This window comes from Acidovorax sp. (genome assembly GCF_046339755.1).
Lineage (GTDB): Bacteria > Pseudomonadota > Gammaproteobacteria > Burkholderiales > Burkholderiaceae_C > Acidovorax.
In genome coordinates this window covers 1-13,685 of sequence record NZ_JBKDTZ010000213.1, presented here as the reverse complement: position 1 = coordinate 13,685, position 13,685 = coordinate 1, and the positions used below count along the sequence as shown (strand labels likewise).

The following is a 13,685-nucleotide window of genomic DNA, read 5'->3' as shown; positions in this document are numbered from 1 at the left end:
GCCTGGAGCCCTTCCTGCTGCTGCTCAGCTCGGTGTTCGTGCCCCTGTTCGGCGTGATCCTCGGCCGCCTGGCCTTTGGAACCAATGCCCCAGCACTGCTGCAGCGCGCCCCCCAGGTCAATTGGCTGCCCGTGGCCATCTGGCTCGTGGGCATCGCGGTGTACCACGTCGCGCCGCGGGTGCTGCCGGGCGCGGGCTCCGCCCTTCCCGCGCTGGTATTCAGCTTCGTTCTGGCCTGGGCCACACGGCCCAAATTCTGATCAGAACACCCGCTGCGCCACCGGCGCATAGCCATGGTTCAGCGGACCATGGCCGCCACCGGTGACCACGTTGGCACCTGCGGCAATCGCGCCCAGGATATAGGCCCGGGCACCCTCCACCGCCTGCTGCAACGGCAGGCCCAGGGCCAGGTGCGCAGCGATGGCGGACGACAGCGTGCAACCCGTGCCATGGCCATTGTGCGTGGCGATGCGGGCCGACTGCAGGCGGTGGCCGGCCTGGCCAGGCGCGGTGGCCAGCACATCCACCACCCAGTCGCCAGGCAGGTGGCCGCCCTTGAGCAGAGCGGCGCGCGCGCCCAGGCCCAGCAGGTCCTGCGTGGCCTGCTCCAGGTCGTCGAGGCCCGCCAGCGTACGGCCCAGCAGCCAGCCCGCCTCGTCGAGGTTGGGCGTGATCACCTCGGCCAGCGGGAACAGTTCCTGCACCAGCACGCCCACGGTCTCCTGCGCGATCAGGCGGTCGCCGCTGGTGGCCACCATTACCGGGTCGAGCACCACGTGGGGCAGCCGGTATTCGCGGATGGCGTTGGCCACCACGTGCACCACCTCGGGCGAGTGCAGCATGCCGATCTTCACGGCGTCCACCCCGATGTCCTGCACCACGGCGTCGATCTGGGCCTTGAGCATCTCGGGCGGGATGCCGTGGATGCCCGTCACGCCGCGCGTGTTCTGCGCGGTGATGGCGGTGATCGCGGTCATGCCGTAGCAGCCCAGCGCGGCAAAGGTCTTGAGGTCGGCCTGGATGCCCGCGCCGCCCCCGCTGTCGGAGCCGGCGATCGAGAGCACGCGTGCGTAACGCGGGGCGGTGGAAAGCCCTTGGGTGGAGGCAGAAGTCATAGGGCGGAAATTATCCTTGATCCGACGGTTGAAAGCGCCCGAGGGGGCCGTGATCGGCGCGCCAGACAAGGCGCGAGGACGCAGTGCACCGTTGTGCGCAAGGAGGAGGAACGCGGCATGGCGTGGCGAGCACGGTGCCATCGGGTGCTTAGCGGCGTCACCACGCTCGGGGATCGGAGAGCAGGCAAAGCCGCTTTCGGTCATGCGGCGACCGAGAATGAACAAGCGGTCAACCATCGGATCAGGGATCATCTTCATGACCTGGGTCAGGGCAGGCGAAGGCCGATGTGCTGTAATTGCGGTTCACGGACGAAACAGGGGTGTCCCGCCCAAGCGGCGCGCGACTGAGAAAATACCCTGGGGCTGCACAGCCCCGCTACCCGATCCAGATCATGCTGGCGTGGGGAGTTTCCACAGCGACGGCAAGCAGCAGCAGCCATCCCGTTTTGTCCACCTGCAGTACAGCTGGACGCATGACTCCTTCTTCCTCCTCGTCGTTTGCCATCCTGGGCGCCGGCCTCATGGGCCGACTGCTGGCCGTGGAACTGGCACGCCAGGGCCACAGCGTGGACATCTACGACGCAGCCGGCCCGGCCGCCGAGCAATCGGCCGCCACCGTGGCCGCCGCCATGCTGGCGCCCCTGGCCGAGTCGGCCGTGACCGAGCCCGGCGTGGTGCGCATGGGCCAGCATGCGCTCACGCGCTGGCCGCAGTTGCTGGCACAACTGGCCCAACCCGTTTTCTTCCAGCAGCAGGGCACGCTCATCGTGTGGCACCGACAGGATGCGGGCGAAGCCCAGCGCCTGACCAGCCAATTGCAGGCCAACCACCGAACCATCCCCGAGTTGCCCCCTCTGGAGGTGCTCGATGGCACCCGCCTGGCCGCGGTGGAGCCCGCCCTGGCCGGCCGATTTGCCAAGGGCCTGTACCTGCCCGGTGAAGGCCAGCTCGACAACCGCCAACTGCTGGCCGCCCTGCTGCACGAGATGCAGCGCCTGGGCGTGCGCACCCACTGGCACGCGCTGCGCCACCCCGATGCCTTCCAGCCCGGGGAGCCCGGCCAGCCCGATTGGGTGCTGGACTGCCGCGGCCTGGGCGCACGCGACCCCTGGCGTGCCCTGCGCGGGGTGCGCGGCGAGGTGGTGCGCGTGCATGCGCCCGAGGTCACGCTGCAACGCCCCACGCGCCTTGTGCACCCGCGCTATCCGATCTACATCGCACCCAAGGAAGACCACCTGTTCGTAATCGGCGCGACCGAGATCGAGTCCGACGACCTCTCGCCCGCCAGCGTGCGCTCCACGCTGGAGCTGCTGAGCGCGGCCTATGCCGTGCACAGCGGCTTTGCCGAGGCGCGCATCGTCGAGGTGGCCACGCAGTGCCGCCCCACCCTGCCCGACAACCTGCCCGCCATCCGCCATTTGCGCCCCGGCGTGCTCGAAGTCAACGGCCTGTACCGCCATGGTTTCATGATCGCCCCGGCCATGCTGGACGTGGTGCTGGAGCTGTTGGGATCCGGGCAGTCCACCCTCGCGCCCCGGTTCGACCTGAATCTGCAATGGCGGCAGCCCGAAGCTGCCGCCGCTTCTCTGCCATGAACGTTTCCATCAACCAGACCCCCCACGATCTGCCCGAAGGTGCCACCGTCCTTGACGCCGTGGCCGCCATCGCCGCGCGCCCGCCCTTCGCCGTGGCGGTGAACACCGTCTTCGTACCCAACAGCCGCTATGCGGCCCAGGCCTTGCAGCCCGGCGACAAGGTCGAAGTGATCTCTCCCGTGACCGGAGGCTAACCCCTGCCATGACCGCAACCCCCAACGATCCCCTGGTCCTGTACGGCCAGACCTTCCACAGCCGCCTGCTGCTGGGCACCTCGCGCTACCCTTCGCCGGCGGTGCTCGAAGCCGCCGTGCAGGCGTCGCGCCCCGCCATGGTCACGGCCTCGCTGCGCCGCCAGGGCAGCAACCCGGCCGAGTCGGGCAGCAGCTTCTGGGAGCTGCTGCGCCGCCTCGACGTGCCCGTGCTGCCCAACACCGCAGGCTGCCACAGTGTGCAGGAGGCCATCACCACCGCGCAGATGGCGCGCGAGGTGTTCAACACGCCCTGGATCAAGCTGGAACTGATCGGCGACGACTACACCTTGCAGCCCGATACGCTGAACCTGGTAGGCGCGGCCGAGCACCTGATCAAGGAGGGCTTCCAGGTGCTGCCCTATTGCACCGAGGACTTCGTGCTGTGCCAGCGCCTGGTGGACGTGGGCTGCCAGGCCGTGATGCCCTGGGCCGCGCCCATCGGCACGGGCCGCGGCCCGGTGAACCCCTATGCGCTGCAGATGCTGCGCGAGCGCCTGAACGTGCCGATGCTGGTGGATGCCGGCCTGGGCTTGCCCTCGCACGCCTGCCAGGTGATGGAATGGGGCTATGACGGCGTGCTGCTCAACACCGCCGTGGCCCTGGCCCAGGACCCCGTGGCCATGGCTGGCGCGTTTGCCAATGCGGTGCACGCCGGCCGCGCGGCCCGCCTGGCCGGCGCCATGACCGCACAGGACGCCGCCCAGCCCAGCACCCCTGTGCTCGGCACCCCTTTCTGGCACCACGACGACCATGCCTGATACCGCACCGACCGAACTGGCCAAGGCCATCGTGGCGCACCATGCGGCCACCTTCGCCGGATTCAGCCCCGAGCCCGCGCCGGCGCCCACCTCCAGCGAGCCCGCCTACCTGGCGGCACTGCAGGCCGCAAGCACCCTGGGCTTCATTGCGCACGACGCCGAATGCATCGCCCGCGCCTGGCAGGCGCGTACCCAGCGCACCGGGGCGCTGAGCCCCGAGACCTGGCCCGATGAGCCCGCCGACTTTGGCCTGCAGCCCGTACCGCGCGCCCAGGCCTTTGCTGCCGGCCCCGAGGCGCTGGGCCTGTACGCCGTACTGCCCGACGCTGCCTGGGTGGGCCGCATGGCGCGCGCCGGCGTACCCACGGTGCAGCTGCGCTTCAAGTCGGACGACCCGGCCGCCATCGAGCGCGAAGTCAACGCTGCCGTGCAGGCGGTGCAGGACACCGGCGCGCTGCTGTTCATCAACGACCACTGGCGCGCGGCCATCAACGCGGGCGCCTACGGCGTTCACCTGGGGCAGGAAGACCTCGATGCGCTGAGCGCGGGCGATCTGCAGACCCTGCGCCATTCCGGTGTGCGCCTGGGCGTGAGCACCCATGGCTATGCCGAGATGGTGCGCGCCGATGCGGTGGGGCCAAGCTACATCGCCATGGGTGCGGTGTTTCCCACCACGCTCAAGAAGATGGCGACTGCGCCGCAGGGCGTGGGCCGGCTGCACGGGTATGCACGGCTGCTGCGCACCTATCCGCAGGTTGCGATCGGCGGGATCGGAGCAGAGCAGTTTCCGCAAGTGCTGGCAACCGGCGTAGGCTCGATTGCCGTGGTGCGAGCCCTGGTCAACGCACCGGACCCCGAGGCGGCTGCAGGGGAGCTGATGCAGGCCATGCAAGGCGCCTGACGTGCAGGCTGCGAAGCGGCGCAGCACCACACCGGGCGTACCAGGAGGGGCCCACAAAAAAACAGGCCGTCGATGCCTGTTTTTTACTACTTCTTGCGACTGTCGTCGTCCTTGCGCTGCTCCAGCTCCAGGCGCAGCTCCATCAGGTCATTCTCCGCACCGAAGCCCACGGCCTGGCCAGGTGGGGGTGGGGGCGTGATCGGCACAGGCGGCAGGTCGCTCAATGTGAGGTGCAGAGGTTCGGACAGGTCCACGTCCAGGTTCACCGACGACTTGGTATAGGCAGCCGGCGGGTTGCGCGGAAGTGCCCGCTGCGCGGCAGCCAGGGGCGCCGGCGCCGAGGAAACCCCGGCGACGGGCGCCAGGCCCGATGCCGGCGCCAGCGTCAGCTCGGCCGGGCCGGACTGACGCGCGATCGGCACCGGAGCGGACGAGGGTGCGGCGCTGCCGAAATCGAACTCCAGGCTGGCGGCCAGCGAGTCGAGCGGGAAATCGGGCTCCGTATTGTCCAGCGGCGACAGAAAGCTCAGGCCCCTCTCCGCAGCGGCTTCGAACGAATCTTCCACCGGCGTGGTGCGCTTGCGGGGTGGCGGTGCGCCCCGCGCACTCGACGGAGTGGTCTGGGCGATGCCCAGCAGCAGCAGCAGGTCATCGTAGGCGGCCAGGTCGAAGGGCTCGACCGTGTTGCCCGGGCGGTGGAACAGGAACTTGTCCAGCGTATGCAGCACGGCCGGCGAACTCCATTCGGCCTCGATCTCAGCCAGGGCCTCGGGGTAGCGGTCCAGCGGACGGCCCTGGCGGTTGAAGGCCGAGAACTCGGGCACCTTGGCGTTGAAATAGCGCATGAACTGCGAGCGCAGCTGCATGAAGTATTCCGCACGGCTCAGGGTGTGGAACAGGCGCAGCAGCTCCAGGTAGGCCACGGGTGTGGTTTCCTTGTGGTCCACGATGTGCTTGCGCAGCACCTCCACCGCCTGGTTGTGCTCGCCCACCGAGACAAAGAACTCGGCCTGCTGCTGGATATCGAACAGGTCGTCAGGGTTGACGATCTGGAGCGCCCGCGCCGGCTCGACCGACGGGGCTGGGGCCTTGGGCGGGGACACCGGCACCCGGGCGGCTGCCGCCGCAGCCACCGCCGTCGGCGCGGCATACAGCGGTGCCGGCGCAGAGACTGGCTTGGCGTCCTTGAACAGCGCGGCGCTGCCCGATGGCGCCAGCAGGTCACCCTTCATCGACGGGATGGGCAGGGTTTCGAGCGGCTCCCATCCGGGATCGACCTGCCCGGCTGTCGGGGCGCTGGAATCCACCGCGCTGACCTTGACCGACTCGCGCCAGGACTTTTCGGACAGTGCGGCCTGGCGGCTTGATCGCTGCCACACCCAGGCCAGCAACCCCAGCGCCAGGAGCAGCAAGGCCCCCAGCACATAGACGACCATGGCCGGAAAGCGCTCGTTCGCCTCGTCCAGCTGCTGCTGCAATTGTTGCGTGGTAGCCAGCTGCTGGGCCGAGCCCGCCCGCACGGTCTTGGCCTCGGCCTCCAGCACACGCAGGCGTTCGGCGTCCTGGGCCAGGCTTTCGGGCGTGGCGTTCAAGGCCTTCCAGGCGGCCGCCGCTTCGGCGCGCTGCGGCGACGCTTCTTGGGCCGGGGTCGAAAGCAATTGGGTGGAGGCCCGCAGCGCCACCGGACTCTCCAGCCACAGGTCCAGGGGTTCGAGCACCAGGCGCGGCCCGGGGGTCGCGGGGGCTGGCGCCTGCGGGCTGGCGATCACGCGCGCATTGGTGCGTGCCGGTGCAGCGGCGGCAGCAGGGGCGGACGCACGCGGGGCACGCGCCGCGGCGGCGCTGGCGGCTGCCGCCCGGCTGGGCGCAGCGGCAGCGCCACGGGCCGGAACGCCGGCCGCATTGCGGTCTGGAGGAGAAGAAGCGCTGGCCTGGCCCGATGTGCCCCCCGATAGGCCTGGATTGCCCGGCAGCGCAGCCGGAACCACCGGCAGTTGCCCGGCGGCAACAGGAGCCGGCACACGTCCAGGGGGATCTGCCAGAAAGGTGTAGGTGCGCGTCACCTTGCCCGTGCAACCGGCGGTGAGGCTAACGGTCAGGACCGGCTCATCGACGGCCGAAGTGGTCTGCACGCGAACGAAGGCGGCACGCCCGGCCGATTCGGCCTGGGGCGTCACGCGCACCCGGGAGGGGCTGATGGGCGTATCGCCCGCTACCAGTGTGGCCCCGATACATGACGACCCGATGTCAGAACCCTGGTCTGGCTGAATGTCGAAGCTCAGATCGACCGGCGAACCGATCACCACGGCGCCCCGACCGTTGCCCATGGACAGCGCCGAGGCGCCCAAGGCAACCACCCACAAACCGGCTCCCAAAATGGTGTTACGGAGTTTCACAATAATTTCTGTTTTGAGCGCATCCCATTCTTGCACATAAGTGCGCGGGCATGTCCACAGCCATAATGGCGCTATGAAAATTCAGTTTCTCAATGTCGGCATCGTGGGCTCGGGTGCCATGGGCCGCGGTATTGCACAGATCGCCGCCCAGGCCGGCAGCCAGGTTTTCTTGCTGGATGCCCAATCCGGGGCAGCACTGGCCGCCCGGGACAGTATCCACGACCAGTGGCAAAAACTCGTAGGGAAAAATCGCATTTCTGCAGAACAGGCCGCGTCCTGGTCTGCGCAATTGCACATTGTTGACAATGCGGCAGGCCTGGCGCAGTGCGACCTGGTGGTAGAAGCCATCGTCGAGCGGCTGGATGCCAAACGCGGCCTGTTCGCCGAGCTGGAGAAAGTGGTGGGCGCCGAAACGGTGCTGGCCACCAACACCTCGTCCCTGTCGGTCACCTCCATCGGCGCGGGCATGCAGCACCCGGGGCGCCTGGCGGGTTTTCACTTCTTCAACCCTGTGCCACTCATGAAGGTGGTGGAAGTGATTGCCGGGCTCAAGACCGAGCCGGCCGTCTGCACCGCCCTGTCGGCCTATGCCAAGCAGATGGGCCACACGCCCGTGCTGGCGCAGGACACGCCGGGCTTCATCGTCAACCACGCCGGGCGCGGCTATGGCACCGAGGCCCTGCGCATCGTGGGCGAGGGCGTGGCCGACTTCGCCACCATCGACCGCATCCTGCGCGACCAGGTCGGCTTCAAGCTCGGCCCCTTCGAGCTCATGGACCTCACGGCGCTGGACGTGTCGCACCCGGTGATGGAATCCATCTACCAGCAGTACTACGACGAGCCGCGCTACCGCCCCAGCGTGATCACCGCGCAGCGCCTGGCCGGCGGCGTGGTGGGCAAGAAGGTGGGTGAAGGCTTCTACCGCTACGAGAATGGCGCCGCCCAGGTACCCGCCGAGCCCCCGGTGCCCGTGGTGGCCGAGATCCCGCCCGTCTGGGTATCGCCGCGCGCCGCGCGCCGTGCCGAGCTGTACCAGTTGCTCAAGGACCTGGGCGCCACCATCGAGACCGGCACCTCGCCCTCGCCCCAGGCCATCACCCTGGTGGCTCCACTCGGTTTCGACGTGACCACCGTGGCCGTGGTGGAGCGGCTGGACCCGGCGCGCACCATCGGCATCGACATGCTGGTGGAGGAAGCCGCGACCAAGCGCCGCGTGCTGGCCACCAACCCCGCCACGCGCGTGGACATCCGCAATGCCGCGCACGCCCTGTTCGCCCGCGACGGCAAGCCGGTGAGCGTGATCCGCGACAGCGGCGGTTTCGTCACCCAGCGCGTGGTGGCCACCATCGTCAACATCGCCAGCGACATCTGCCAGCAGGGCATCTGCAGCCCGCGCGACCTGGAGACCGCCGTCACCCTGGGCCTGGGCTACCCCCTGGGCCCACTGGCCATGGGCGACCGCTGGGGCCCGACCAACATCCTCGAAGTGCTGTTCAACATGCAGACCGTGTACGGCGACACGCGCTACCGCCCCAGCCCCTGGCTGCGCCGGCGCGGCGCCATCGGCCTGAGCCTCACGCACGTCGAGGAAGCGTGATTCGGTACATCCCCCTGAGTCGCTGTCGCGCCTCGGCACCGCCGCCAGAGGCGGCGGCTCTTCTGGCACGTCCAAGCCTGCGCAGGCAGGCTTGGAGCCGCGGCCCTCAGCCCCTTCTCTCGAATTGCTGTGCAATTCGGGAAGGGGGACGCAGCCGGTGCGGCGGGGCGGCCTTTGCACGGCTGCCCTGGCTTGGGCCGCGCCCTGATTGACAGGCGGCAGACAATGCTGAGCGCTGCGAAAACCTGGCAGCCAACCGCCGAAGCCTTTACTGGAGACACGATGCCCGCAGAACTCAAGAGCACCAGCCAGGGCAAGACCCTGGTGCTGACCATCCACAACCCGGAGCGGCGCAATGCCATCGAGCCCGCCATCTACGCCGCTGGCGTGGAGGCCCTGAGCGTGGCCGAGAACAGCGACGACATCCGCAGCGTGGTCATCACCGGCTCGGACAACATGTTCTGCGCGGGCGGCAACCTGCAGCGCCTGCTGGCCAACCGCCAGGAGGCGCGCGAAGTGCAGGCCCAAAGCATCGAAGGGTTGCACAACTGGATCGAGGCGGTGCGCACCTACCCCAAGCCCATCATAGCGGCAGTGGAAGGCGCGGCAGCAGGCGCAGGCTTCTCGCTGGCCTTGGCCTGCGACATGGTGGTGGCCGCTCGCAACGCGGTGTTCGTGATGGCCTATAGCAATGTGGCCCTGTCGCCCGATGGCGGCGCCAGTTGGAGCCTGGCCCACGCGCTGCCACGCCAGATCGCCACCGAGATCCTGATGTGCGGCGACCGCATCCCCTCCGAGCGGCTGCACGCCCTGGGCGTGGTCAACCAGCTGGCCGACCCAGGCAGCGCGCTTGAAGTGGCCTTGGCCCTGGCCGAGCGCCTGAACGGGCGCGCGCCGAATGCGCTGGCCAGCATCAAGGAACTGCTGAACGATGCGCCCGGCAACAACCTGACCCAGCACCTGGGCAGCGAGCGCGACCACTTCGTGAAGAACCTGCACCACGCCAACGGCGGGGTGGGCATCTCGGCCTTCCTGGAAAAGCGCACGCCGAACTACGAATAGCCCTCCCCCTGCTTGCAGCACCTCACCACAACGGCCCTTTCGCAGGGCCGTTTGTTTTGCTGCGCCTGGTTGCAAGACGCTCAGGTGACAACCCTGACGCAGCGCGCCGGTCCCTCACGCGACAATGGGCCTGTTTCCAGTCACCCAAAAGACAGACCATGGACGACCCGATTCTTACTATCGAAGAACGTGAAGCGATCAACTCAGGTCGCTGGTTTTCTTCCCTCTCACCTTCTCTACGCCACGACATCCTGCGATGTGCCTATGTCAAACGCTTCAAGGATGGCGGCCTGATCGCCGCCCGCGGGGACCCGCCCGAGGAGTGGATTGCGTGCGCGCGCGGTGCGGTGCGGGTGAGCTCCACCTCCATATCGGGCAAGCAGATCACGCTGACCTACGTGGAGCCGGGCATCTGGTTCGGCGACGTGGCGATCTTCGACGGGGACCGGCGCACGCACGATGCCTATGCGCATGGCGACACCACCATCCTGTGCGTGGCCAAGGCCGATTTCCGCAAGATCCTGGCCGCCCACACCGAGCTGTACGAAGCCATGCTGCGCCTGCATGCGCGGCGCATACGCCAGCTCTTCGGGCTGGTGGAAGACCTCAACACCCTGCCCCTGCGCTCGCGCCTGGCCAAGCAGCTGGTGCACCTGGTGCGCAGCTACGGCGTGCCCAGCCTGTCGGACGGCAGCGAGATGCGCATTGGCCTGCAGCTGGCGCAGGAAGAGCTGGCGCAGTTGCTGGGCGCATCACGCCAGCGCGTGAACCAGGAGCTCAAGTCCATGGAGCGCGAGGACGCGATCCGCATCGAGCCGGGCGGCCTGGTGGTGCGCGACCGGGACGCGCTCATGCGCATCGCCGAGGCAGATACCTGACATCCCGGCCCGGAGCATGCCCCGGCGCCCCCATTTCCCAACACCTGCCGACCACGGCGGGACGAGACAGACACGCCGGCGCCACCCGCGTGAGGACCCCGAACCCATGAGCAATTTCGACCACTTCGTCGGCACCCGCGCGGTATCCGATCAGCACGCCTTCGACGTCAACGCACTGACCACCTGGCTCACGGCCCACATGGAGGGCTTTGAAGGCCCCATGACCGTGGAGATGTTCAAGGGCGGGCAGTCCAACCCCACCTACAAGCTCGTCACACCCAAGGCGAGCTACGTGATGCGCGCCAAGCCTGGCCCCGTGGCCAAGCTGCTGCCCTCGGCCCATGCGGTGGAGCGCGAATTCGCAGTGATGAGCGGCCTGGCCGGCACCGACGTGCCCGTGCCGCGCATGCATGTGCTGTGCGAGGATGAGTCGGTCATCGGCCGCGCCTTCTACATCATGGAATGCATGCAGGGCCGCGTGCTCTGGGACCAGTCCCTGCCCGGCATGCAGCCGGCCGAGCGTGGCGCCATCTATGGCGAGATGAACCGCGTGATCGCCGCGCTGCACACGGTGAAGTTCGCCGAGCGCGGCCTGGCCAGCTACGGCAAGCCCGGCAACTACTTCGAGCGCCAGATCGGCCGCTGGAGCAAGCAGTACGTGGCCTCCATCACCCAGCCCATCCCCGAGATGGACCAGCTCATGGAATGGCTGCCGGCCCACATGCCGGCCAGCGCGCGCGATGAAAGCCAAGTCTCCATCGTGCACGGCGACTACCGCCTGGACAACCTGATGTTCCACCCCACCGAGCCGCGTGTCATCGCCGTGCTCGACTGGGAGCTGTCCACCCTGGGCCACCCGCTGGCCGACTTCAGCTACCACTGCATGAGCTGGCACATCCCCGCCTCCATGGGCCGCGGCATCGCCGGCCAGGATATCGCGGCGCTGGGCATCCCGGACGAGGACCGCTACATCCGCATGTACTGCGAGCGCACCGGCATCGCCACACCCGATGCGCTGCGCGCCGACTGGAACTTCTACCTGGCCTACAACATGTTCCGCATCGCCGCCATCCTGCAGGGCATGGCCAAGCGCGTGCAGGCCGGCCCGGCCTCCAGCGCCCAGGCCAAGGCCTCGGGCGACACCGCACGGCCCATGGCCCAGCTGGCCTGGTCGTTCGCCCCGCGCAGCTGAGCCCCCCCACCGCTTACCACCGGAGACCCCCCATGGACTTTGACTACTCCCCCAAGACCAAGGACCTGCAGGCCAAGCTGCTGCAGTTCATGGACGAGCACATCTACCCCAACGAGGCTTCGTACAAGAATGAGCTGGCCGCCAACACGGCTGCGGGCAAGCGCTGGTCGGCCCTGACCACCATCGAGAACCTGAAACCCAAGGCCCAGGCCGCCGGCCTGTGGAACCTGTTTCTGCCGGTGGACAGTGCCGCCGCATCGGGCTACGCAGGCGCGGGCCTGACGAACCAGGAATACGCCCCCCTGGCCGAAATCATGGGCCGCGTGCCATGGGCCAGCGAGGTGTTCAACTGCTCGGCGCCCGACACCGGCAACATGGAGACCATCGCCCGCTATGGCGACGAGGCCAACAAGGCGCGCTGGCTCAAGCCGCTGCTCGAAGGCAAGATCCGCTCGGCCTTCGCGATGACCGAACCCGACGTGGCATCGAGCGACGCCACCAACATCGAGACCCGCATCGAGCGCGATGGCGACGAGTACGTGATCAATGGCCGCAAGTGGTGGATCTCCGGCGCGGCCGACCCGCGCTGCGCCGTGTTCATCACCATGGGCAAGAGCGATCCCGAGGCGCCCAAGCACTCGCAGCAGAGCATGGTGCTGGTGCCCGCCGATACCAAGGGCATCAACATCATCCGCCCGCTCAACGTGTTCGGCTACGACGACGCACCCCACGGCCACGTGGAGATGACCTTCGACAATGTGCGCGTGCCGGTCTCCAACATCCTGCTGGGCGAGGGCCGTGGCTTCGAAATCGCCCAGGGCCGCCTCGGCCCCGGCCGCATCCACCAGTGCATGCGCCTGATCGGCCTGGCCGAGCGCGCGCTGGAGCTGATGTGCAAGCGCGCCAGCTCGCGCGTCGCCTTCGGCAAGAGCGTGGCCCAGCAGACCGTGACGCAGGAACGCATCGCCGAAGCCCGCTGCAAGATCGACATGGCCCGCCTGCTCACGCTGAAGGCCGCCTGGCTGATGGACGTGGCCGGCAACAAGGTCGCCAAGACCGAGATCGCCATGATCAAGGTCGTCGCCCCCAGCATGGCCTGCCAGGTGATCGACTGGGCCATGCAGGTGCATGGCGGCGGCGGCATGTGCGACGACTTCCCGCTGGCCTATGCCTACGCCGGCGCGCGCACGCTGCGCTTTGCCGACGGCCCGGACGAGGTGCACCGCAACGCCATCGCCAAGTGGGAGCTGGGCAAGTACGGCGCCTACGGCCGCGACGCTGGCGTGCCCGTGACGCGCGGCAGCTGATCCTGATCGGCCACCTCCCGCGTTCGTGCCCGGCACGCACGGCGCGGGCCCAGTGGCCCCCCATGCAGCCTCGGTGCCCTGCCCGCAGGCGCTGCATCCATTGCGCCAATGCCCCATCCCGGGCATGGGGCACCTGCGAGTCCGGACCATCAGAGCCGGCATGGCGCCCCCGAGCACCAGCCGCCGGTAGCGGGCTCCTTGCGAACCCCAGGTGATCGCAAATTCCCATGGAGGTTCGCAACGCGCCAAGTGCCTTATCGCACAGGGTTTTTTTCAACGCACCGCGTCATCTCCCGCCTCGCCCTCTCTCGGCCGTGGTCGGTTCGCGCAAGGCTCTGTTTTTCGCGTTGAGCGTCAGCACGTTATAAACAGGCAGTCGCGCCCCGTGTGGGCGCGTGGATTGAAACAGGTGTTTTCCCAGATGCATCCGGCCTTGACCACGGTCGCGCCCCGTGTGGGCGCGTGGATTGAAACTCGATCACTTGCGCCTTGGACAGCGTGGCATTGAGTTTCAATCCACTCGCCCACACGTGGCGCGACGTGCGCGCTGCTGGGCCCCAAGGATTACAAGACCAGTTTTCAATCCACGCGCCCACACGGGGCGCGACGCACCATGCAACACGAACCATC

11 protein-coding genes, 1 pseudogene and 1 riboswitch are annotated in these 13,685 nt (G+C 68.3%); of the genes and pseudogenes, 10 read left to right on the top strand and 2 right to left on the bottom strand.

Annotated features, from left to right (window positions below; all coding sequences use genetic code 11):
- Positions 1-260, top strand: a pseudogene (locus tag ACK59X_RS17695) (allantoin permease); the annotation flags it as partial.
- Here ACK59X_RS17695 and thiD read toward each other — a convergent pair.
- Positions 261-1,115, bottom strand: a complete 855-nt coding sequence (thiD, locus tag ACK59X_RS17690; protein ID WP_409959270.1) for a bifunctional hydroxymethylpyrimidine kinase/phosphomethylpyrimidine kinase — start codon at positions 1,113-1,115, stop codon at positions 261-263.
- Between the two features lie 306 nt (positions 1,116-1,421).
- Positions 1,422-1,539: riboswitch (TPP riboswitch) on the top strand.
- Positions 1,540-1,588: 49 nt separating this feature from the next.
- On the opposite strand from thiD, the gene thiO reads away from it, so the two are divergent.
- Genes thiO through ACK59X_RS17670 form a run of 4 tightly spaced genes read left to right on the top strand, consistent with a single transcriptional unit; the run spans position 1,589 to position 4,623 of the window.
- Positions 1,589-2,710: a glycine oxidase ThiO gene (gene thiO / locus ACK59X_RS17685; protein WP_409959268.1), complete on the top strand. Its 1,122-nt coding sequence runs from the start codon at positions 1,589-1,591 to the stop codon at positions 2,708-2,710.
- A complete protein-coding gene (gene thiS, locus ACK59X_RS17680) occupies positions 2,707-2,904 on the top strand; it encodes a sulfur carrier protein ThiS (protein ID WP_409959266.1) in 198 nt (65 codons plus the stop codon). The genes thiO and thiS overlap by 4 nt, the downstream gene beginning before the upstream one ends.
- A gap of 8 nt (positions 2,905-2,912) precedes the next feature.
- Positions 2,913-3,722, top strand: a complete 810-nt coding sequence (locus ACK59X_RS17675) for a thiazole synthase (protein ID WP_409959264.1) — start codon at positions 2,913-2,915, stop codon at positions 3,720-3,722.
- Entirely contained in the window at positions 3,715-4,623 is a 909-nt protein-coding gene (locus ACK59X_RS17670; protein WP_409959262.1) for a thiamine phosphate synthase, read from the top strand. The genes ACK59X_RS17675 and ACK59X_RS17670 overlap by 8 nt, the downstream gene beginning before the upstream one ends.
- Positions 4,624-4,709: 86 nt before the next feature.
- On the opposite strand, the gene ACK59X_RS17665 is transcribed toward ACK59X_RS17670, so the two are convergent.
- On the bottom strand, positions 4,710-6,980 hold the full coding sequence (locus tag ACK59X_RS17665) for a hypothetical protein (RefSeq protein WP_409959260.1): 2,271 nt from the start codon (positions 6,978-6,980) through the stop codon (positions 4,710-4,712).
- A 112-nt stretch (positions 6,981-7,092) separates the two neighbouring features.
- On the opposite strand from ACK59X_RS17665, the gene ACK59X_RS17660 reads away from it, so the two are divergent.
- The 5 genes from ACK59X_RS17660 (at position 7,093) to ACK59X_RS17640 (ending at position 13,055) form a co-directional block, all read left to right on the top strand.
- Positions 7,093-8,616, top strand: coding sequence for a 3-hydroxyacyl-CoA dehydrogenase (locus ACK59X_RS17660; RefSeq protein WP_409959258.1), 1,524 nt, complete (start codon positions 7,093-7,095; stop codon positions 8,614-8,616).
- 282 nt (positions 8,617-8,898) lie between these two features.
- On the top strand, positions 8,899-9,678 hold the full coding sequence (locus ACK59X_RS17655) for an oxepin-CoA hydrolase, alternative type (protein ID WP_409959256.1): 780 nt from the start codon (positions 8,899-8,901) through the stop codon (positions 9,676-9,678).
- A gap of 158 nt (positions 9,679-9,836) precedes the next feature.
- The gene (locus tag ACK59X_RS17650; RefSeq protein ID WP_409959254.1) at positions 9,837-10,556 is read left to right on the top strand and encodes a Crp/Fnr family transcriptional regulator; all 720 of its coding nucleotides are present in this window, start codon (positions 9,837-9,839) and stop codon (positions 10,554-10,556) included.
- A gap of 106 nt (positions 10,557-10,662) precedes the next feature.
- Complete coding sequence (locus ACK59X_RS17645; protein WP_409959252.1) at positions 10,663-11,748, top strand: phosphotransferase; 1,086 nt, start codon at positions 10,663-10,665, stop codon at positions 11,746-11,748.
- 32 nt (positions 11,749-11,780) lie between these two features.
- The gene (locus ACK59X_RS17640) at positions 11,781-13,055 is read left to right on the top strand and encodes an acyl-CoA dehydrogenase family protein (protein WP_409959250.1); all 1,275 of its coding nucleotides are present in this window, start codon (positions 11,781-11,783) and stop codon (positions 13,053-13,055) included.
- Positions 13,056-13,685 lie beyond the last annotated feature (630 nt).